The sequence below is a fragment of the Schlesneria sphaerica genome, assembly GCF_044336245.1.
Lineage (GTDB): Bacteria > Planctomycetota > Planctomycetia > Planctomycetales > Planctomycetaceae > Schlesneria > Schlesneria sphaerica.
Genome location: NZ_CP172346.1, coordinates 4,820,141 through 4,840,509 on the forward strand (window position 1 = coordinate 4,820,141; position 20,369 = coordinate 4,840,509).

The 20,369-nt window shown below is 57.1% G+C and carries 16 protein-coding genes; 10 read left to right on the plus strand and 6 right to left on the minus strand.

All coding sequences use genetic code 11. The features are described 5' to 3' along the window. Window positions 1–16: 16 nt before the first annotated feature. On the minus strand, window positions 17–754 hold the full coding sequence (locus tag ACGY09_RS17580; protein WP_397568744.1) for a protein-tyrosine-phosphatase: 738 nt from the start codon (window positions 752–754) through the stop codon (window positions 17–19). Between the two features lie 427 nt (window positions 755–1,181). Between ACGY09_RS17580 and ACGY09_RS17585 the strand changes: the two genes are divergently transcribed. Beyond that, window positions 1,182–2,519: a DUF1559 domain-containing protein gene (locus tag ACGY09_RS17585; RefSeq protein WP_397568745.1), complete on the plus strand. Its 1,338-nt coding sequence runs from the start codon at window positions 1,182–1,184 to the stop codon at window positions 2,517–2,519. A gap of 100 nt (window positions 2,520–2,619) precedes the next feature. Then, complete coding sequence (locus ACGY09_RS17590) at window positions 2,620–3,018, plus strand: hypothetical protein (RefSeq protein ID WP_397568746.1); 399 nt, start codon at window positions 2,620–2,622, stop codon at window positions 3,016–3,018. An 88-nt stretch (window positions 3,019–3,106) separates the two neighbouring features. On the opposite strand, the gene ACGY09_RS17595 is transcribed toward ACGY09_RS17590, so the two are convergent. The 3 genes from ACGY09_RS17595 to truD form a co-directional block, all read right to left on the minus strand. After that, entirely contained in the window at window positions 3,107–3,457 is a 351-nt protein-coding gene (locus tag ACGY09_RS17595; protein ID WP_397568747.1) for a helix-turn-helix domain-containing protein, read from the minus strand. Then, window positions 3,450–3,668 carry a type II toxin-antitoxin system RelE/ParE family toxin gene (locus tag ACGY09_RS17600; protein ID WP_397568748.1) on the minus strand — a complete coding sequence of 73 codons (219 nt, stop codon included), beginning with the start codon at window positions 3,666–3,668 and terminating at the stop codon, window positions 3,450–3,452. The genes ACGY09_RS17595 and ACGY09_RS17600 overlap by 8 nt, the downstream gene beginning before the upstream one ends. A gap of 327 nt (window positions 3,669–3,995) precedes the next feature. Then, window positions 3,996–5,162 carry a tRNA pseudouridine(13) synthase TruD gene (gene truD, locus ACGY09_RS17605; RefSeq protein WP_397568749.1) on the minus strand — a complete coding sequence of 389 codons (1,167 nt, stop codon included), beginning with the start codon at window positions 5,160–5,162 and terminating at the stop codon, window positions 3,996–3,998. A gap of 422 nt (window positions 5,163–5,584) precedes the next feature. Here truD and ACGY09_RS17610 point away from each other — a divergent pair, with 422 nt between their 5' ends. After that, on the plus strand, window positions 5,585–9,103 hold the full coding sequence (locus ACGY09_RS17610) for a PVC-type heme-binding CxxCH protein (RefSeq protein WP_397568750.1): 3,519 nt from the start codon (window positions 5,585–5,587) through the stop codon (window positions 9,101–9,103). Window positions 9,104–9,558: 455 nt separating this feature from the next. After that, on the plus strand, window positions 9,559–10,842 hold the full coding sequence (locus ACGY09_RS17615; RefSeq protein WP_397568751.1) for an adenylosuccinate synthase: 1,284 nt from the start codon (window positions 9,559–9,561) through the stop codon (window positions 10,840–10,842). Window positions 10,843–11,050: 208 nt separating this feature from the next. On the opposite strand, the gene ACGY09_RS17620 is transcribed toward ACGY09_RS17615, so the two are convergent. Beyond that, window positions 11,051–12,406: an enolase C-terminal domain-like protein gene (locus ACGY09_RS17620; protein WP_397568752.1), complete on the minus strand. Its 1,356-nt coding sequence runs from the start codon at window positions 12,404–12,406 to the stop codon at window positions 11,051–11,053. A 612-nt stretch (window positions 12,407–13,018) separates the two neighbouring features. Here ACGY09_RS17620 and ACGY09_RS17625 point away from each other — a divergent pair. The 6 genes from ACGY09_RS17625 (at window position 13,019) to folD (ending at window position 18,786) form a co-directional block, all read left to right on the plus strand. Beyond that, entirely contained in the window at window positions 13,019–13,894 is an 876-nt protein-coding gene (locus tag ACGY09_RS17625; RefSeq protein WP_397568753.1) for an N-acetylmuramoyl-L-alanine amidase, read from the plus strand. Continuing rightward, window positions 13,891–14,748: an alpha/beta hydrolase gene (locus ACGY09_RS17630; protein ID WP_397568754.1), complete on the plus strand. Its 858-nt coding sequence runs from the start codon at window positions 13,891–13,893 to the stop codon at window positions 14,746–14,748. The genes ACGY09_RS17625 and ACGY09_RS17630 overlap by 4 nt, the downstream gene beginning before the upstream one ends. Before the next feature lie 296 nt (window positions 14,749–15,044). Continuing rightward, entirely contained in the window at window positions 15,045–15,584 is a 540-nt protein-coding gene (locus ACGY09_RS17635) for a shikimate kinase (RefSeq protein WP_397568755.1), read from the plus strand. Continuing rightward, a complete protein-coding gene (locus tag ACGY09_RS17640) occupies window positions 15,581–16,855 on the plus strand; it encodes a prepilin peptidase (protein WP_397568756.1) in 1,275 nt (424 codons plus the stop codon). The genes ACGY09_RS17635 and ACGY09_RS17640 overlap by 4 nt, the downstream gene beginning before the upstream one ends. A gap of 78 nt (window positions 16,856–16,933) precedes the next feature. After that, window positions 16,934–17,833 (plus strand): peptidylprolyl isomerase, encoded by a 900-nt coding sequence (locus ACGY09_RS17645; RefSeq protein WP_397568757.1) that lies wholly within the window; start codon window positions 16,934–16,936, stop codon window positions 17,831–17,833. An 83-nt stretch (window positions 17,834–17,916) separates the two neighbouring features. Beyond that, window positions 17,917–18,786 (plus strand): bifunctional methylenetetrahydrofolate dehydrogenase/methenyltetrahydrofolate cyclohydrolase FolD, encoded by an 870-nt coding sequence (gene folD / locus ACGY09_RS17650; RefSeq protein WP_397568758.1) that lies wholly within the window; start codon window positions 17,917–17,919, stop codon window positions 18,784–18,786. A gap of 147 nt (window positions 18,787–18,933) precedes the next feature. Here the strand turns inward: folD and trpB are convergent, their stop codons facing one another. Further along, window positions 18,934–20,175, minus strand: a complete 1,242-nt coding sequence (gene trpB, locus ACGY09_RS17655; protein ID WP_397568759.1) for a tryptophan synthase subunit beta — start codon at window positions 20,173–20,175, stop codon at window positions 18,934–18,936. Window positions 20,176–20,369 lie beyond the last annotated feature (194 nt).

Consider the following 20,369-nt stretch of genomic DNA (forward strand, 5'->3'; position numbering starts at 1 on the left):
TCATCGAAATGATGCGTTATCGCGTGACCTGCGAGAAGACGTACATCATCTCACGGCAGATCTGCTCGCAACGCTCATCGTATGTCGCCCCTTCATCAGGGCGGCCATCCGATTCCTTGGGGTCTTCGTAGGGAAGCGAAACACGGAGCGTACAGCCCGCAACAACGGGGCAGTTCATGTCCGCGTGAGAGCAGCACATCACGGCGCAGAAGTCTTTCTGCGGGTTGGGAGCTTGGTTGTAGACTTTGGAGAAGCAGATCAGTGGCTGCTCCTCCTGCGGGAAGTGAATCTCATAACGCGGGTTGGTCTCCTCGCCAGCGGCGGGGGGCTCATTCCGGGTCCGGATTTCGAGGCCCGTTCGCTGCATTGCTGCCACCGCTCGGGGGTTGAAGGCGGTCGTCTCTGTTCCACCGGAAAAGGTTTCGACCCCTTTGATGCCGTAGTAGCGAGCGGCGGTGGCCGCCCAGACCTGGGAGATCTGGCTGCGCCGCGAGTTGTGCGTGCAGATAAAGGTCAACCGGGCCGGTTGATCGGCTTGAATTCTTTTCTGCACATGCAGGGCCAGCTTATTGAGCAAAGCCTTTCGATCATCAGAAATCTGATCAAACTCGCTTGCACGGGATTCCAGGTACGACTGGAGCGGGGAAGAAAATCGCATCGGTGTGGGCTCGGCACTCTTCGCCGGCGTCGTCGTGATGGCCAGTGACGCGACGAGGCTGAGAGTCAGTAAGTTCGTGAATGAGTTTGTTCGCATGTCCCCAAATCCAGATCCAGTGGATCGATCCAATCTCCGGGCAATCCCGTTGCTTCGAGAGACAAGTCGGCTCAGGCTGACAATAGTGATCCCCCTTTCGACTTGCAATCACCGGATTCGCATAGGGGACGCGGTTCTCCCGCTGCGATGATTCATCGAGTGATCACCGTGGCGCCAAGTCTTTGATGTCCTGGCCGATGCAGGGCGACACCCCCAGAGCTGCTTTTCCGTCGATGAGAGAGACTCTTTCAGATTTAAAATATAGACAAGATGTCTCGTTTGTGTTCTCATGTTGGAAGCTTGTAGCGGCGGCCCTCTCGACGTGAAAAGTAACGGGGCAGGGAGATGGTGACTGGGGGGCCGGAGCCGTTGGTATTGCAATTCTGTCAACGCCTCCCCGTTCGGGGCACCAATACGAAGATTCACTGTGAAAGGGCGAAATACCATGTGGTCAGGCCGCTGGATTGGTGCAATCGTCTCGTTGCTGATGCTCGTGCTTCTGGCCGCAGTGGCACTGCCCGCCATTCAGCAGGCTCGCGAGTCGGCACGTCGCACGCAGTCGAAGAACAATTTGAAGCAGCTCGGACTGGCGCTTCATAACTATGCGGATACGTGCAACATGTTACCACCTGGTGGCGTATTCAACGCGGAAGGACGTGCATTTCACGGGTGGACGACATCCATTGCTCCTTATATGGATGCCAGCCCATTTTACAGTGGTGTGAACTTCAACATCCCGTGGGACCATCCTGACCAACTCCAGTATTTTCAACGCCATATCGGTGTCGGCTATCTCAATCCTTCGATTGGATCTGATCGTCTCGATGACGGGTTGGCACGCATTCACTATTCCGGAAGTGATCTGGTCTTCTATCGCAATAGTTCGACCTCGTTCTCTGATCTGACGAACGGAACGGCCCACACGCTGCTGGTGGGGGATGCGAAGGGATTGTTTCAGCCATTCGGTTACCCCTACGAATGGCGAAGTGTAGCCTTGGGACTGAATACGACCGAAGAAGGTTTTGGCAGCCCCGTACGTGAGATCACTCAGATGCTGCTGGCCGACGGAAGTGTTCGCGAATTCAGTCATCACAGCGATCGGGATTTGTTTCTCAAGTTGCGCGGCGTCAACGCAAAATGGGATCATACGGCCCCGGATGTCTCCAAACCGGCGGGGGTCTATCGTCTCTCTGAACCATTAGTGAGCTTGTGGAGTGACACGGAGGGGAGTGACGGCATCATCGGAGTTCAGAATGAGTCGAGGGAAATTGTGCGAGCCTGGATTTATGATTCCAAGCCGTTTTGGGATAGCTCGTTGCCAGCGGTTCTGGATGGACCGGCGCAAGTCCTCAAATCATACCCATCCCTACGGTTGCTCGACGTTGGAAACTCCCTGACCGACAGCGGTCTTCGATTGATTGAGGGCTTGCCTGATTTAGAGGAAATCAAAGTAGGGGGGCGGGCGACGACAAATCACGGTCTGGAAATTCTGTCCCGTAGCAGTCGACTCAAGGATATAGAACTCTATTCGGCACACTTCGGAGACGCAGGTTGGGGTTTTCTCGCCAAACTCCCCAACCTGGAATTGGTGGAAATTGGTGCCTCTTCGCGTGATTCATATCGTTTTTCAGCCAAGGCCGTGGTGGAATTCATGGATCAAAGGCCTGACTGTAAGGTCAAAGTCGGACGAGGTCTTAGCTCGCAGAAAATCCGTGACTTGGCGAAGTCTGGTGAGCCATGGCCGCCGTACCGATATGGGAAATGAATTTCGCGGCGCGGCTGACCACGAAATGGCGTTATCACGAAATGGGATGCTTGCCGTTTTCGATTGACGCTGCCCGCCTCCGCTTTGAGGACGTTGGTTCATGCAAAGAAACGTTGCAGTGCCGTTCATCCAACTGTCCGGACAGATCATGGGGGTGATGAGCTTGTTCCTACTGTTGCTGTTCTCCGCGCCGGCAATCTTCGGGTGGTTCTCGGGGATGCACGTGGTCGTCGTGGGGGCGGCTGGGGTCCTGTTCGGTGCGACGGGATTAATCCTGTCCAACCACGCGAGCACTCAACGCATCGCTGTCAGGTTTGGAATGCTCCTGTGGTCGGGGGTGGTCTGCGGGATCACCGGCTGGGGATTTTTCCATTGCGACATTTCTGACCCCGGGTTCTTCCCCTTTTTTTGGATTGGCGGAACTCTGTGCGCAGGCTCGCTGTTTGTGGCCGGGGTGAGTCTGTACGACTTATCGCGAGCGGTTCATCCAGTTGATTGACCCAGTGGTCTGTGCCACGAGTTTAACTGCGAAATCGCGTCAACGGAAAAGGGCGGGTGCGACGTGGATTAACCAAAAATCGTTCTGCTCAGCCGCTGCTTTTTGAGGAACGAACGTCGCCTGGCTGGCGTGGTTGATCGAACTGATCGATTCTGACAGTGCCGTTGGGAAATTTTGCGAGAACTTCTAATTCGCCCCCCAGGGCTGCCACGATTTTTTGGAGCGTTGAAATGTGCATGTCCGACTGCTTCTCGAGTTTCGACAGGCTCGGTTGCTTAATTCCCAGCAAATCGGCGACCTGCTGCTGACTCTTGCCAGTCAGGCGTCTGACTTCGCTCAGAAGCAATTCGCCTAGCAACTCCTGGGTTCGGCGAGCCGCATTCGCTTGTGTTTTCTTCGTCGTTGTTTGCCGGACGAGTTCGTCGAATGACTTAGCCATCGTCTATGTTTCCTGTTGGGTTGATTCGTTTGATTGCCTCCAGATGCGCATCAAATAGCTGGTCCGCTTTGGCGATCAATTGTTTGTAAAAACGTTTTTGACTGACGCCCGATTTGTCCCCTGCGACGAGCAAAATTCCCGTCCGTTCGGGATCAAAGGCAAACGCAACACGAATGACCTTGTCTGACGTGTCCGCTCGAAGTTCCTTCAAATTGGCATGCTTGAACCTTTACATGCTTTGAACCTTTAAGAGTGTCTGCATGCGGCCTCGCCAGTCTTTGTCCGAATAGTTTCAACAGTTCAACTTTGGCGATGACTTCCGCCTGAGCATCGCTCTCCAGCGTCCTGAACCACGTGTCGAATTCGTTGGTCGTTGCCACATTCCACAGGAATGCACCATATCCCCGCGACCGGTTTTGTCAATAGCCTTTAAGCTATGTTCGGTGCAGGTTTCGTCGATGATCAGGCGCGTGATAACGGGAAGGTGGTGTGTGCATCTGGCACTCGACTGCAGCGCCTGGAACCGCAGGAGTGAGGGTCACGGAAACAACGTCAGTCTTTTCACGATGATCGTGGCGTAGGCGCCTCGGGGAAGGATGAACTCCAGCGTGAGACGCTGGCGGCCTTCGTTCTGGTCGTCCTGGTCTGCCTGATGCATCCTCAGTTTTTGCGGTTTGATGACCGCTTGTCGTTCTCCTTTGGAGAAAAAACTGTCGCGAGGATACTTGACGCGAAGTTCGCGCAGGGCGAGACCCAGCGGACTGAGGACCCGTTCGTACAGATCCAGCAGGGGACCCGGTTCCAGATGCAAACGCGCTGATGGTAGAGGGAGTTGGAGGTTGCTGAGTTCCTCATTCGCGGTGTCGCTCAGTTCTGTAAAGAAGGGGACATCGGCCGTTGCGAGTGAAACAGGGAAGCAGTGTTCCGGCGAGACATGCTGTTGCAACGTGGCTGCCAGACAGCGATTCCAGATGTCACTTTGAAAGGCGGCCAGCCAGAGACTACGCATATCCTGACGGAGCAGGGCCAGGGCTTCTCGAAATCGGTCTGGATGGTCGACAAGGTACGTGATGATGCTGCGCGCGGAGGATTTTCGGAGGGCGTTTTTGCACGCGACCCAGTCGCCCCAGAAATGACGAATGATTTCTTTCTCGTCGCGGTCGTTCGGCCGGTCATGTGTATTCGGTTCCGCGATCGCCAGCCAGAGAGCTCGTTCGTAATTTCCCTGACACCAAGGCTGCGCGATGAATTCACCCGATTCCCCCAGGGAACCGAATCGTTGATCATCGTAGTAATTGGGAACACCGTACCGTTCGAGTGATTCACGGCAGCTCAGGATTCGCTGAGCGGCAGCGGCGGTCAGGTTTCGCATCACGATATGAAATCGGTTGGCGGCAATATCATGCGGCTCAAATGGGCGACTCGCCTGGCCCTGGTAGGTCAGTGAAAAGTTTTCCTCGCGGAAGTCGCGGCGGGGACCCCGCAGGATCGTGACCCACTGTCGGGTGACGGCGTGCTTGTCCTTCAGGCCGCCATAGCTGATGACTTTACGGGGGAAATTCCAGCGGTGACAGATGGCCGTTATCGCTTCCGGGGTGCCCAGCGACCGCTTGGTCAACAGGTAGACGGCAAACGGGCCGCCATCCATCGGGAAATCACTGAGTTCTTCGACCTCGAAGTCTTCAGGCAAACTTTTAAGCTTCATGAACAATCCAGCAGGCAGCTCTCTTGATCACGAACGACGTGACGGCAGTTCGTGAGAATGACAATATGTAAAACCAACCTGCGACCGAATGCAGGCAAGACACGGACATTCTTATCGGAAACGACGGTCAGATGCCCGAGGGCGAAGGCTCTGCTGAGTCGTCCACGAAAGAAGGACGCGATCCGGTCGCTCGGCGAGAGCTTTCCCGCGCCAGTGAACGATGGTCGCTCGACCGCCAGCTCGGGTGATTCTCGCACTTTGTTTTCGACTCGGCTCAGTGTAGCTTTTTCCGTCCGAATAAATCAGGCCTCGATTTCAGGATGTGGGTTTCCCTCTGTGAGTCTGCATTCTCAAAGCCTCCGGTTCCACGTCGATTGGCGAACAGTCGTGAGTTTCTGACGATGTCAAGGAGATGTGCAGTCATGCGGATGTTGACGACGCTGGCGTTTCTGGTGGCACACAGTTCATCACTACTGCTGGGGCAAATGCCCACTCCCGACGATGCTCCGCAGCCCCAGGCGCCGCAAGCAGCGGCCGAACTGTTCCGACTTCCCGCCGGGATGCGAATGCAGCTTGTCGCCAGCGAACCGCTGATCCGCGAACCGTCGGGGGTCTGCTTTGACGAGCAGGGACGCCTGTTCGTCTGCGAGCTGCACGGATTTAACCTCGACGGTCAGATCGACATCGACGAACTCAATCAGACCGGGAAGCTCGATAAGGTCGTACGGCGCTTTTTTGTCCCCGAACACGTCGAAGAAGCGGCCAAAGCCGGAACCTATGGTACCGTCAAACAATTAGTGGATACCGATGGTGATGGCCAGATGGACCGGGCTGACGTCTGGGCTGATCGGTTGCCCGCCTGTTTTGGAATCTGTCCGGCGCGTGGTGGTGTGATCGTTGTCTGCGCTCCGGACATTATTTTTCTGGCGGATCGGGATGGAGACGGAACCGCTGAGGTGCGTGAAGTCCTTTTCACTGGATTTGCTACCGGCGTCCTGGACCGTCGTATGGGTAATCCGCAATGGGGATTGGACGACTGGATCTATGTGGGCCGTCCGCACCGGGACGCCACGATTACCGGCCCGCATCTCCCGGCGCCCGTCCCGCTTCCTGACACGGATTTCCGCATCAAGGCGGACGGTTCCGCGATCGAGCCGGTCAGTGGGGCGGTCGGCGGTTTGGGGCACACCTTCACCGAAGGGGGAGACCGCTTTATCAGTTCCATCGGCTGGCCTGCGCACTTTGTTGTACCGCTGCCGTGGCATTCTCTCGCACGTAATCCGTATGTCGTGACCCCATCGCTTTCGATGCAAGTCTTTCCCGATCGTCGGGTGTATCCGACCAGCAAAGCTCACCCCTGGAGAACCAAACGAGCGGATGACCCTGGTTTCTCGAAGTTCTATACGGATGGTTACGGAATTGCCGAGTCCGCACCGAACGGCTACTTCACCTCGTGTTGCGGTCCGCTGGTCTACCAGGATTCCGTGTTGCCCGGACTTAAGGGACACCTGCTGGCGTGTGAACCGGCGCAGAATTTGATCCACCGATCTGTGGTAGAACGGGACGGTCTGAAACTGAAATTGCACCGCGCCCCGGGCGAGGAATCGTCGGAGTTCCTCACGACGGTCGATTCCTGGTTCCATCCGATCGCACTGTCACACGGACCTGACGGAAGTGTCTGGGTGACGGACTTCTACCGCGAAATTATCGAGGATTACTCGGCCATTCCTCGGTATCTGCAGCAGCAGTATGGTGTGACGAACGGGAAGGATCGCGGACGAATCTGGAAAATCACCTCTGACCAGACGCACCCGGTCCCGTCGGCCGACATGAGCCGACTGACTGCGGACGAACTTGCCGCAGAAGTAGGCTCGGAATTGTTCTGGAGGCGTGAAACCGCTCGACGATTATTGATTGAGCGAAAGGGGAAGCTAGCTGCACCCGCTCTGGTTCGATTGGCGCGCGAGAGCCATCAACCTGCGGCGGTGATCAACGCCATTCATACGCTGGATGGTCTTGAGGAACTTTCCCCTGAATTGCTCGAAACGCTGCTGTCCCATCCGGACGGGGGTGTGCGGCGACAAGTGCTTCAGCTTGCGGAAAGCCGATTTGCAGACTCACCTGTACTGTTCAATCGGGCGCTGGAACTGGCGGAAAACCCCGAGGGATATGTTCAGTTGCAACTGGCATTGTCGCTGGGCGTCAGCCCGGATGCGCGTGTGTTGCCAGCCCTGGCTAAATTGGCGCGGCAGAGGGGAAGCGATCCGTGGGTGTCGACCGCGATTCTCAGTTCGCTGGCGAATCGAGGAGGTGAGTTTTTGACGGTACTGCTTGACCATCCCGAGACTCTGGGTGAGGCACGCGGCTTCCTGAAACCACTTTGCTTTGCAATTGGGGCTCGGCGAAACGAAGCAGAACTGAGTCAGTCGCTCAAGCGGATCTGCCGTCTTGAGAATCCTGACGTGCAGGTCGTGGGCCTGCGCGGAATCCGGTCCAGTTTTGAGATTGCCACGGATCTGACGCTGACGAGCGAAGCAAGGGACGAGGTCAAGTCGCTCACCGGAAGTGACAACCTCGAAGTGCAATCGCTGGCGAAAGAACTTGTTCGTCTGATGAAGCTCGAAACTGAGGAAGAGCGTTCCGCGCGCCTGGCCCGCTTGCAGGAACAGACGCAGGACGTAACCTTGAACGTGGACCATCGGCTGGCCGCGATCGGTGAGCTTGCATCAGAAAATGAGGATTCGATCGCACAGACTTTGGTGAATGCACTGCCGTCCGCAACGCCACGTGTGAGTGAAGCGATCCTGGGCGCGGTCTTCTCGCGACGAGACCGCATCCCTGTCCTGCTGGACGCGATTGAGCAGAAAATCGTGCCGGCATCGCTGGTGTCGGCCGTCCATCGGGCGGTCCTGCTGGACGATAAAGACGACGCCGTCCGTCAACGTGCCGGTAGCCTGTTGACGGTAACGAATTCGGCCGCGCTCGAAGCGTATCCTCGTTTCACGGCAGCGCTGCAGGAAACCCGTGATCCGGTTCATGGGCATCAGGTTTTTCGGGACGTGTGCGGTAAATGCCATCAGGCGCACGGTGTCGGTTTTGCTGTCGGGCCCGATTTGAGTTCTGAATTTCAGCGGGCGGAAGAGACCATTATCAAGGACATTCTGTCGCCGAGCGAAACGATTTCGCCCGGTTATATGACGTACACGATTTCCACAACCGCCGGGCAAGTCTTCACCGGGCTACTGGGGTCCGAATCCCCCACCAGCGTGACTTTGAAGCAACCGGAGGGGAAGCAGCAGGTGATTCTGAGGAACGAGATCGATGAGCTGCGGGTCTCGTCGATTTCACTGATGCCAGAGGACCTCGTTAAGTCGCTGAAGCCAAAGGATGTGGCAGACGCGATTGCCTGGTTGAGGCAGCCTCAGCAGCGTGTGGTGCTACTCGATGACAACCCGAGCATGGCGATGTCGCTGTCAGAAGGGGAGGGGACGGCCGAGTTCGTGACGACCGAGAAATTCGCTGGGGAATCGTGCCTCAGAATTACCCCTCCGCAGCGGTATTCAGCCCGGATCAAAGGTTGGGAGTTTCGAATTCGCGAGAAGCCCGTGGTGGGGGAATATCGTTATCTGCGGTTTGCCTGGAAATCCCCTCAGGCCTCAGGGGTCATGCTGGAACTGGCCGATGAGGGGATGTGGCCCCCGGCTGAAGAGCCGCTGCGCCGGTACTTCGCGGGAAAGAATCTGACCGCATGGCAGGCGGTGGGACTGGCACCCCGTCCTCCCGGTGACTGGGTCGTCATCACGCGCGATTTGTGGCAGGACTTCGGTGATTTTACCCTCACTGGAATTGCGCCCACGGCGATTGGTGGGCCCGCTTTCTTTGATCGGATTGAACTTCTCAGGACAGTGGACGAGTCGTCTGCCGGGGGAGCGCAAGAGTAACGTCTGCTGGAATCTCGGGACGGGGGAGAGCAGCGCGGGGGGTGAACGCGGTCCGCTCGCGGCGAGAGAATCTCCAATCGTGGTGGGATGGCAGACTTTGTGGCTAATCCTCTCTGCACCTGAAAATCCGGCAAAAGGATGTCTGTACGGTTGTTCGGACGGTTTTTTAACGAGGACCGTGTGACGCTCCACATTACCGAGCCGGTGCGATAGACTAGGTGGGACTCGCGGGGCGGACACCGATGTCTGTCTCGCGTTTTTCGCGCCCGGAGAATCCTTGGGGACGCGACATTTGCAGAAGCGAAGTACGAAGCGGTCCGATGAGTCGGGAATGATGATCCGGTAGCTCGATGAGGGATTCAAGAATTCATGTCGGGTCTCCGCTGGTACGAAGTTTGTTTTGAGCGGCAGCCGTAATCGCCTCTCGATCCGTATTTTCATTGAAGGTTCGTATTGTGTCAGTGACGTCAGTCGTAGGTCTGCAATGGGGCGATGAAGCCAAGGGAAAGATCGTCGATTTCCTGACGGATTCGCATGAAGTTGTCGTGCGGTACCAGGGGGGCAATAACGCCGGCCATACGGTCAAATTTGACGGCCAAACCTATAAGTTGTCCCTGCTGCCAACAGGCATTCTGCGTCCCGGTGTCACCGCCGTCATTGGCAATGGCCTGGTCGTGAATCCCGACGCGCTCCTCAAAGAGATGAAGTCGCTGACCGACCGTGGTGTACGCGTCGACGGCGGAAATCTGCTCGTGAGCGATCGTGCTCACGTCATTCTGCCATACCACATCATCGAAGACGCTGTCTTCGAAAAACGACGGGGCGATAACGCCATCGGAACGACCGGACGTGGAATCGGAACCTGCTATCGCGACAAAGCAGGTCGCAGTCACGCGATCCGCGTTGGCGACCTCTATCATCGCGAAACATTCCGTGCCAAGCTGGCCGAGATTGTGGCGTTCAAGAATCTGACGCTGAAATCGCTTGATCCATCAATCACTCCGCTGGACGCCGATGCGATCTATGAGGCCTACGTCGCATTTGCCGAAAAGCTGGCGCCACACGTCGTTGATACCACGGCCTGGTTGCATAAGGCTTTGAAGCAGAAGAAGAATGTCCTGTTCGAAGGGGCTCAGGGAAGCCTGCTGGACGTCGATCATGGAACGTTCCCGTTCGTCACCAGCTCCAACAGCTCGGCGGCCGGGATTCACAGCGGCAGCGGAGTTCCCCAGCGTGCGATCACGCGGATGATTGGTGTCGTCAAGGCGTACACGACGCGGGTCGGTGGCGGTCCTTTCCCGACGGAACTCAACGACGAGATTGGACAGCACATTCGTGACGTGGGGCATGAGTATGGTACGGTCACCGGACGTCCTCGCCGTTGCGGCTGGTTCGATGCCGTGGCGACGGCCTACGGAGCTCGCGTTTGTGGTGTCGATCAGATCGCTGTTATGCTGCTTGACGTCCTGGCGCAGCTCGACGAATTGAATATCTGTGAGGCGTACGACATCCGGGGTGAGCGGACGACGGACTTCCCGTCGCACGTCGAAGACCTGGAAGTGGCGAAACCTATCTTCCGCAAGATTCCAGGCTGGAAGAAGGATATTACCGGCGCTCGCAAGTTGAGCGATCTTCCGGCAGGGGCACGGCAGTACGTGGATACGGTCAGCGAATTGCTGGAGGTGCCGGCCAAATTTATCAGCATTGGCCCCGATCGCGAGCAGACCATTCTGCTCTGATGCCGCTTGCGGTCTGACGCCTGCACATGGAGGTGGCGAGTGAGCTGATCATCTCTCTCGGCGACCGTGATGAAATAAAAGCCCCCCGACGAGTGATTCGTCGGGGGGGCTTTCTTGTACGTTTGATCCAGGGGGCGAGGCCGACGAGATGCAAACCCCGCCAGCACGGACGGGGGTTGCAGGTGCCATCAAGGGTTAAGTATTGAGGTTAGATCCCCAATCCCACTCCATTGAGGACGCCGGTGCCGACCGTTCCGTCGGTGATTTCAAACATGGTTGGGAATCGCTTGGCCCAGGGTTTGTTTCCGGCAGGGCAGTACTGTCGGGCATTTCCTTCGATCGCGGCGATGCCGGGAAGGTGTGCTGCAATACTGGCGGAGTGCAGGAATGAGTACCCAGGGCAGGTCAGGTCCTGGACACACAGGAACATGTCAAACTTCTGAGCGGCAGCGCTCAGCAGCAGTGTTTCGGTCTGTCCTTTACATGCCTTGAGGGCGGCGCCGGTATAGCCTTGCTCGCGAGCCAGCAGCAGGCTGTCGTAATCGACGAGCGATTCATCGATGACGATCGGCTTGAGCTTGGCCGCTTCATGCATCTTGTTGTCGGGATTGGCGCGCAAGTCCCGGTGTGTGGGCTGTTCAACGTACTGGATCCGGTCGAAGGCAGCGGGCGATGCCGATTTCACCTTGTTGAGGAAATCAACGACGTAGGCCGCATTCTGACACTTCTCATTGAAGTCGACCGAGTAGAACCATTGCGTGCAGCCCCGTTTCGCCTGGGCTTGTTCGGCACAGGCATTGACGGCGAGTGTGCGGGCGACGTCCCAGTCGAAGTTATCGCCTGCCAGCTTGATCTTGAGGTGGGTCAGGCCATTGTAGGCGATCCACTGTTCGAGCGTTTCAGGCAGACCGTCGCCAATCTTCTTGGTGACTTCCCCGTCGGTCAACGGGTCGAGGGCTCCGACAAGGTGATACAGCGGCAGACGCTCTTTGGGTTCACGCAGCGTGTACTTATCGAGATATTCCCCTTTGAAGGTGGCATCCAGATAGTAAGCCAGATCATAGTTCATGAATTTCGACGTCAGTGTGTCGAAGCTATTACGATTATGGATTTGACCATAAGCGTCGTGCAATGCAGCATCGAACGGACTGGCTGCCACAAGCTGGGCCAGTTCGGGCATCGGCTCGGCCAGCTTCATTTGCTGAGCCAGGCGCTTTGCGAGATGGTCATATTCACCAGACAGATGATAGACCAGGTCGATGGGGTGGCCATATTCCGTGCAGTTTCCTGCGAGTTCGACCACTTCTTCTGCGAATCGCAGCATCAGTGCTTCGCTCTGATCGGGCGTCACTTTGTCAGACGGCCATGACCAGACATTACCCAGGGGCATGCTACCGAAACCGCTGGAGTGGCGCTTTCCATCGCGCGACTCGACTTCAACATCGACATTCAGCTGAAGTGTTTTTTCGATGACGCGACCGCCAAATTTCAGCGGTGCCCGGAACGGGATGGTTTCAACGGCGCAAGCGGCACTCTTAATGCGGATGTCCGTCGCTTTCGACATATCCTCGCAACTTTTTCGATAGAGGGTGGATTAATGGATAACTGACGCCCGGACGGATCTTATCGGGACTTAACCAGCCGTTCAAGAAGCGATCCGCTTCGAGACGGGGCGTTCGAATCAAATCGCTACAATCGGTTCGGCGTGGTCGAGTGGATCGTGCGAGCAGGTTCTCTTTCGGGACTCGCAGTCTTCAGATACTAGCAGACCTGTAACCGGAGTCAGCGTCAATAGGAAATCGCCCGCCCGAATCACTCTTTATTGTCACCCGATTTCCGTCACAGAGGACGCGGACCAGGGGGCCCGCCGGGGGTGAGCGGCAGGCTGGTTTCTCGCTCAACTTGAGAGGATTCGCGTACGCGGCCCAAAACCGATGAATTTCGCGTCTAGCGTGACAATTAGGTGATTCAGGTGGGCTGCGAGAAGTTACCGGCCCTCAAAAGTGCGTGAAAAGCCGGCAAATCCGACCAGCTTTAACGGTCTCGCCCTGTCTCCGATGGTCTGAAACCCTGTCCGCAAAACACTCTACGTTGACATGATTTCACGAGAAAACTACAGTCCTGACCGCTTGGAACACCCCGGTCGAGCGAGTTGATACTACCCAATGGATGGGGCATGAACCGCAGCAAGAAGCACGCGCTGAATGAACGAGAGGCTCGACGTGTCGAAGGGACTCCCTGGTTCACGAGCGGGACAGCATGGCTGGTTGTGAAGTCTCTGGTGGCGACGTGTCTGATTGTTTGTAGTGTCGGAGGGACGGGCTGTTATCAATCGACTGTTGTCCCGCCAACCGCTTCGATTCCATCCTCGATGCGTCCAAACCCGATTCAGACGCCACCCGTGGAGTCATTCAGTCCTCCCACAATGCATCCGATCGACCCGATCACGAAGAAGAACCCCTGGAAGCCGGACATCGAATCACGCGACTGGAGTTACATCGTTCTGCATCACACGGCTGCCGAAAGCGGAAGTGTGGAAAGTATTCACGAAGAGCATCTGAAGCGCAAAGACAAGAATGGCAAACAATGGCTGGGCGTCGGTTACCACTTTGTCATTGGCAACGGTAAGGGGATGGGCGACGGAGAAATCGAGCCCACATTTCGCTGGAGACAGCAAATGCAGGGTGCCCATGCCGGAGTGGCGGATTATAACCAGCTTGGGATTGGCATCGTTCTGATTGGAAATTTCGAAGAATCACCACCGACAAAAGCCCAGGTAGCTGCGGTCAAAAAGCTGGTGGGAATCCTGAAAAGAGACTACCGCATCGTAGGAAACAAGATTGTGGGGCATAGCGATGTGAAAGCGACGGAATGCCCGGGGAAGTATTTTCCCATGAGCGACGTTCGTGACAGCATTGCGTTCACTGGCGAAGAAGTCAGTCTGCAGGATTCGCCTCGACCCTCGATCCCCATCCGGACAGTCTCTCGACAAATCATTACAAAACTCGACCCGGTCGGACTGAAAGTGTCCCCAGGAGAACTGCGGAAATGACCGAACGCTCCTTTTTCAACTTCGATTGGGAGTCCGGAGACTCTGATCGTCTCGATCCGACGCCGTGGGGCCGCAGGTTCCATGATTTGACGCCCCCCGTTGAAGATTCTGTCCTGGACGGAACGTTCGATGAGGATCAGCTTCCCACGCACAGCGAGATCATCGAACTGATCGAGACGCTGCATGCCGGCGAATCGAGCCCGTTTCTGCCACGTCCGAAATCGGATCGTCCCCACTCGGTTCATCTGCCGGAACACTACGAGGCGCGGTACGCCTATCCGCTCGTCGTCTGGTTCCATGGCGATGGCTCGTCTGAGGAAGAACTGGCCTCGGTGATGCCGAACATCAGTGAGCGGAACTACATCGGTCTGGCCCTGCGTGGGAACGTTCGATCGGGTGACGGATACCGCTGGTCAACGACGGATGAGGCTGTCCGGGAACTGATCGACGATGTCGAGTCACTCGTGTTGTCTCTGCGTCGGGAACGTCACATCCACAGCGAGCGAATCTATCTGGCTGGCTTTGGGAGCGGCGCCTCAGCGGCGATGGAACTGCTTATCCACAAGCCGGAATGGTTTGGCGGGGCGGCCTGTTTCTACGGATCGCTGCCACTCGTCCCCTTCTCGCAGCGACAGGCTCATGAACTGCGTGATAAGCGGGTTCTGCTTGCCGCAACGACGAATGCCCGATCCGGCAATGCCCGTGGCCTGATCGCCGCAGGACGCCTGCTGAATGCTTCTGGTGTGCGGATCGGCACCCGCTTTTACCAGGACTACGGCACGGCTCCCACCGTCAAGATGCTGAGTGACATCAATCACTGGCTGATGGATGACGTCTGTTCGTCCGTGACCTGACGTCCGGCCAGTCGCTAATAGCGGTTGTCAGCTCGTTTTCAGCGGTTTGCGTCCAGCATCTTCGGTGATTACGACGTAGATATGGCACCTCGTCCGGTCTTTCTGATGAGATCTGACGGGGTGCTTTTGTTTTTTCAGCAGGGGCTGCGGCGGCCCGTCGTGCTCAGCTTCGACCAGGACGAACGACTCGCGAAAGGTCCCGTCGACGCGTTTCAAATCGCCCTCAGGAATTGTTAGAGTGTGGTCTGTGGCAGCCCTTTACGTCGACTGTTTTTCGTGATTGACCCCCTGCAGAAATGCTTATCACTCTCATCGGTTATCGTGGCACAGGAAAAAGCACCGTCGCTCCGCGTCTGGCCGCGAAACTCGGTTTTGACTGGGTGGATGCCGATGTTGAACTCGAAAATACGACGGGCCGGTCGATTCGCGAGATCTTCGCGACGGATGGTGAGCCCGAGTTCCGGCGGCTTGAGCGTGAAGTCCTGGTTCGGTTACTGAAGCGGGATCGTCTGGTGATTGCCGCCGGTGGGGGGGCCATCCTGAATGAAGCGACGCGACAGGACATGCGAAATGCCGGGCCGGTCGTCTGGCTTCAGGCGAGCGTCGCGACGATCGCCCGGCGCATCCTGCGGAATGGCTCGCCGTCCAACCACCGACCGAATCTGACAGCGATGGGAGGGGTCGAAGAGATTCGAGCTCTTGTCTCCCAGCGGGAACCGTTGTACCAGTCGTGCGCAACAGTGACCGTCATGTCGGAGGGGACTTCAATCGAAGGTCTCGTTCAGCGAATCCTGACCCAACTTCCTCCAGAATTCCGACAGCAGGCGACCACATGATTCCCGGCGATATCCCGCTCATTATTGTCCTGAGCTGGCTGTTTATCTTCGGGGCGGTGGTGGGGAGCTTCCTCAACGTCTGCATCTATCGCATTCCGCAGCATGAACGGCTGTGGGATCAGTTGACTGGATTGAACCATCCTCCCTCGTCATGTCCGTACTGCAAAAAGCGGATTCTGGCCGTCGATAATGTCCCGATTCTCGGCTGGTTGCGGCTGGGGGGGAGATGTCGTTTCTGTCGACATGCAATCTCAATGCGTTACGCGTTGATCGAACTCTTTAACGGACTGCTGTGGGTTGTCCTTTATCTGGCGATCGTTCCCGCCGGGTTTAATGCGCGGATTGAATGGAGTGCTCTCTATTCTCCGCTCGGCGCTCTGGCACAGCCGGGGCTGACCCAACCGATGCAGGTCTGGCTGGTGAATGCGCAGTACGTCTACTTCCTGATTCTGGCAGAAGCACTGCTGGTGGCGACATTCATCGATTTCGACCTGATGATCATTCCCGACGGGGTGACGGTCCCTGCCACCGTTGCCGGGATCGTCGGTGCGGGAATTCTGGGGGCTCCCGCGCTGTGGCCCGCGTGGTTCTTCTCTGCTTACGAGCTGAATGGACTACAGCCTGTGTTGCCCGTGTGGCTGCACTGGATGCTTTACCTGCCCGAGCAGATTCCGTTCTTTAACGCGCATCCGCATCTACACGGTCTCTTCTCGAGCGTGCTCGGCCTGATTGTGGGTGGGGGAACAGTCTGGATCGTGCGGATTCTGGGGCACTGGGCCTTTCAGCGGGAAGCGATGGGGTTCGGGGATGTGATTCTGATGGCGATGATTGGCAGCTTCATGGGCTGGCAGGCGTCTCTCATCGTGTTCTTCCTCGTGGCACCGCTGTGTGCCCTGATTGCCACCTCAATTACGTTCACGCTGCGGTCCTCGCGAGAAATCCCGTTCGGGCCTTACTTGAGTGTTGCGGCCATGATGGTCCTGCTCGGCTGGAATCACTACTTCTCGAAGTTCGAGACATTCTTCAGCCGCGGCCCGCTACTACCGATTGTCTTTTTACTGATGGGGTTGCTGTTCGCCCCGCTGCTGGTGTTGACGCGATTTGTCAAACAGCAGCTTGGGTTTCGCGAGGAACCATTGATCATCGAAGAATGGACATCGGCCGATCAGCTTTCGTTCTTTGACAGCAAGCGAAGGTGCGATACTCCCTGGCCGGGGGTGGCAGCGGGGCAGAGTCGATTGCACAGTGACCGTTGGCGGGGAACGCGGTAATTGCGCTGTTCTCAGAGAACGGGTCGATCCTCTACCATGTCCCCGGTTCTGATTTTGAAGCCCGGGAGAGTCTCGAATATGGCCGCCATAGGACTGGTCTGGTTGTGCTGTTTTACGGCCTTGGCCGCTGCTGACGATGCGCCTGCCACCGTCGCCAGTGTGAATGGAGCGTCGATTACGCAAGGGGATGTCGATTTCGCTCTGTCGCAGCAAGGTGTCGCGCCGGACCAGCGCGGTAAAGAAATGCCCAAAGTGATCGAGCGATTGATTGATCGACAGCTCATTCGGGAGTTCCTGGCGTCTCAGAAAATTGAGCCCCCCGAAGAGGAAGTGCAGTTTCAGATTTCGAAAGCGGAAGCCTACATTCGCAAGGGAGGGGAAGATCCGGCCGTTGTCCTGGCGAAACTGGGATATTCGTCCAGCCGACTGAAAGCGGAACTCGGCCTGCCCCTTGCCTGGCAGGTCTATGTCCGGAAGACGGTGACTGCCGAACAGGTCAAAGACTATTTCGAGCAGCATAAGCAGGAACTGGATGGAACTCAGCTTCGTGCCAACCAGATCGTGTTGAAGCTGCCCATGCCTTTAGACGCTGACGTGGTGGAAGCAAAGAAGAAGGTGCTGGCCGAAGTCCGAAATGATTTGATGGTGAAGAAATTGACCTTCGCGGAAGCAGCGATGAAGTATTCGGAATCGCCGACTCGCGCGCGTGGAGGGGATGTGGGACTGTTCGGCTGGCAGGGAAAACTACCCGCGGCGGTCTCTCATGCGGCGTTCGCCCTCAAAATCGGTGAGATCAGCGAACCGATCGTCTCACCGGTCGGCGTGCACCTGATCCAGGTCACAGAACGTCAGGTGGGAGATTTCAGTCTTGAGGATGTCCGACCTGTTATCATGGGGCGGCTGTCTCAACAGATGTGGACCCAGACCGTTCAACAAGCACGAACGGGTGCTCGCATCGAACGACGAGCGACCCCCTGAGAGTCTGAATCCAATCGTTGTTTACGGTCTTCTCAATTAAACTACCCTTTTCGCGGTAGAATCCTGAAACGAAAGTTCATCAAATGCCCGCTCAGTTAATCGACGGAAAGGCAATCGCTGCTGCGATCCGTGAGCGATTGACGCAAGACGTTGCCGAGTTCCGCCAGAAGACTCACATCACGCCGAAGCTGGCCGCCATCCTCGTCGGCGATGATCCTGCCAGCCAGGTTTATGTCCGAAATAAAGAAAACGCCTGTGCGAAGGTCGGAATCGATAGTGATGTCTTCCGCCTCCCTGCGACGACGACCCAGGCGGAACTCCTTGCGCTGGTTGCCCGACTGAATGAAGATTCGACGGTGCATGGAATCCTCGTGCAGTTGCCGTTGCCTGATCAGATTCACGAAACCACCGTACTGGACGCGGTGTCGGCCGCGAAGGACGTGGATTGCTTTCACCCCGAGAACGTCGGTCGAATGGCTCAGGGGCGTCCTCGATTTCTCCCCTGTACCCCGCACGGTGTTCAGGTGCTGCTGAGGGAGTCGGGGACTCGGCTGGATGGGGCGCATGTCGTGGTGCTGGGGCGAAGTGAGATTGTCGGTAAGCCTGTGGCGATGATGCTTGTTCAGAAAGGGGAGACGGCGAACGCGACGGTCACGATCTGCCATAGTCGCACGAAAAACCTGCCCGAACTGACCCGTACCGCCGACGTCCTGATCGCGGCGATCGGAAAACCAGAGTTTGTCACGGCCGATATGGTCAAGCCGGGGGCCGTCGTGATCGACGTCGGCATTAACCGGGTTGGTGACAAACTGGTGGGGGATGTGGCCTTCGGACCGGTGTCGGAAGTCGCCTCCGCAATCACCCCCGTTCCCGGCGGAGTTGGCCCGATGACGATCGCCATGCTGCTTGAGAATACGCTGACGGCGGCCCGACTCCGGTCGAGTGCCCGATGATGTCCAACTGAGCGGCAGTTTGAAAAACACGAGGCCCCTGACGCTGAACTCAGCGCCAGGGGCCTCTTCATTGGCTTTCATCGATTTAGCGCGGGAGCGAGCTGGCAGTCTCCCTGCAAGGTTCCTGCGAGAATTCCCGCAAGGGCATTACAGGTCCTTGCCGGTCAGTCGAGCGACTTCATTGACGTCTTTGTCCCCACGTCCCGACAGGCAGACGACAATCACGTCCGACGGCTTGCGCTGTTTGGCTCGCTGCAACGCGTAAGCGATTGCGTGTGAGCTTTCGAGCGCGGGCAGGATCCCTTCTGTACGAGCCACATGCTGGAGGGTCTTGAGTGCCAGGTCATCACCGATATTCACGTAATTCACACGGCCAGTGTCTTTCCAGTAGGCATGTTCAGGGCCGACGCCGGGGTAGTCGAGACCGGCCGAAATCGAATGGACGTCCGACGTCTGCCCATCCTCATCCTGCAGGACATAGCTATAGGTTCCGTGGAGGATCCCTTTGTTACCGTACGAGAGGGTGCTGGCATGATCTCCGGGATTCGGACCCCGTCCGCCCGGTTCCACACCGCTCAGTTCGACAGTCGTGTCGTCGACGAAGGGATAGAACATACCGGCCGAGTTCGAACCGCCCCCCACGCAGGCGACGACTTCCTCAGGGAGTTTTCCGGTCGCTTCGAGGCATTGCGAGCGGGCTTCTTTCCCAATGACGGACTGGAAGTCACGGACGATCATCGGGAAGGGGTGAGGGCCCACGACGGAACCAAGGATGTAATGGGTATCGGCGACGGATGCCATCCAGTCGCGCATCGCTTCGTTGATGGCATCGCGGAGAGTGCGTGAGCCACTGGTCACCGGGCGGACTTCGGCCCCCATGGTTCGCATGATGAAGACGTTGAGTTTCTGTCGGCGGATATCTTCTTCGCCCATGTAGACGACGCAGGGCAGGCCGAAGCGGGCACACGCGGTCGCTGTGGCAACGCCATGCTGACCGGCTCCGGTCTCGGCGATGACCCGTTTCTTCCCCATTCTCAGGGTCAGCAGCGCCTGTCCAATCGTGTTATTGATCTTGTGAGCGCCGGTGTGATTCAGATCTTCTCGCTTGAAATAGATCTGGGCTCCACCGCATTCCTTCGTCAGTCGTTCAGCGAAGTACAGTGGATTCGGACGGCCGACAAAGGTACGCAACAGGGAATCGAGTTGCTTATGAAAGGCGGGATCGGCCTTGGCTCGGGTGTATTCGACCGTCAGTTCTTCGAGCGCATGCATCAGCGTCTCGGGGACGAACCGCCGACCGAATTCACCGAAGCGGCCTTCCGCATCCGGAACCTGTGACGTTGCCGGGTCGTATGCTGAGGATGGAACCGTGGAGGAAACAACAGACATAGTCAACTTTCACAGAACAAAACGAGAATCAGCGTGGAAACCGGCATCGGTTCATGCGAACAGCGGCAGATCGGCAAATGTCGGCGGCGATGTCGACCCCGCCCTCATCATGTCGAACCCTCTCGCTCATCCACCTCGGACACGACTGCCCCGTCTGCCGGATGAGTTTTCTTCAATGGATGGAATTGTAACTG

Excerpts from the sequence above, each read along its gene's own strand:
- ACGY09_RS17580 (WP_397568744.1), bottom strand. The coding sequence starts at position 754 with ATGCGAACAAACTCATTCACGAACTTACTGACTCTCAGCCTCGTCGCG.
- ACGY09_RS17590 (WP_397568746.1), top strand. The coding sequence starts at position 2,620 with ATGCAAAGAAACGTTGCAGTGCCGTTCATCCAACTGTCCGGACAGATC.
- ACGY09_RS17595 (WP_397568747.1), bottom strand. The coding sequence starts at position 3,457 with ATGGCTAAGTCATTCGACGAACTCGTCCGGCAAACAACGACGAAGAAA.
- truD (WP_397568749.1), bottom strand. The coding sequence starts at position 5,162 with ATGAAGCTTAAAAGTTTGCCTGAAGACTTCGAGGTCGAAGAACTCAGT.
- ACGY09_RS17610 (WP_397568750.1), top strand. The coding sequence starts at position 5,585 with ATGCGGATGTTGACGACGCTGGCGTTTCTGGTGGCACACAGTTCATCA.
- ACGY09_RS17620 (WP_397568752.1), bottom strand. The coding sequence starts at position 12,406 with ATGTCGAAAGCGACGGACATCCGCATTAAGAGTGCCGCTTGCGCCGTT.
- ACGY09_RS17625 (WP_397568753.1), top strand. The coding sequence starts at position 13,019 with ATGAACCGCAGCAAGAAGCACGCGCTGAATGAACGAGAGGCTCGACGT.
- ACGY09_RS17630 (WP_397568754.1), top strand. The coding sequence starts at position 13,891 with ATGACCGAACGCTCCTTTTTCAACTTCGATTGGGAGTCCGGAGACTCT.
- ACGY09_RS17635 (WP_397568755.1), top strand. The coding sequence starts at position 15,045 with ATGCTTATCACTCTCATCGGTTATCGTGGCACAGGAAAAAGCACCGTC.
- ACGY09_RS17640 (WP_397568756.1), top strand. The coding sequence starts at position 15,581 with ATGATTCCCGGCGATATCCCGCTCATTATTGTCCTGAGCTGGCTGTTT.
- ACGY09_RS17645 (WP_397568757.1), top strand. The coding sequence starts at position 16,934 with ATGGCCGCCATAGGACTGGTCTGGTTGTGCTGTTTTACGGCCTTGGCC.
- folD (WP_397568758.1), top strand. The coding sequence starts at position 17,917 with ATGCCCGCTCAGTTAATCGACGGAAAGGCAATCGCTGCTGCGATCCGT.
- trpB (WP_397568759.1), bottom strand. The coding sequence starts at position 20,175 with ATGTCTGTTGTTTCCTCCACGGTTCCATCCTCAGCATACGACCCGGCA.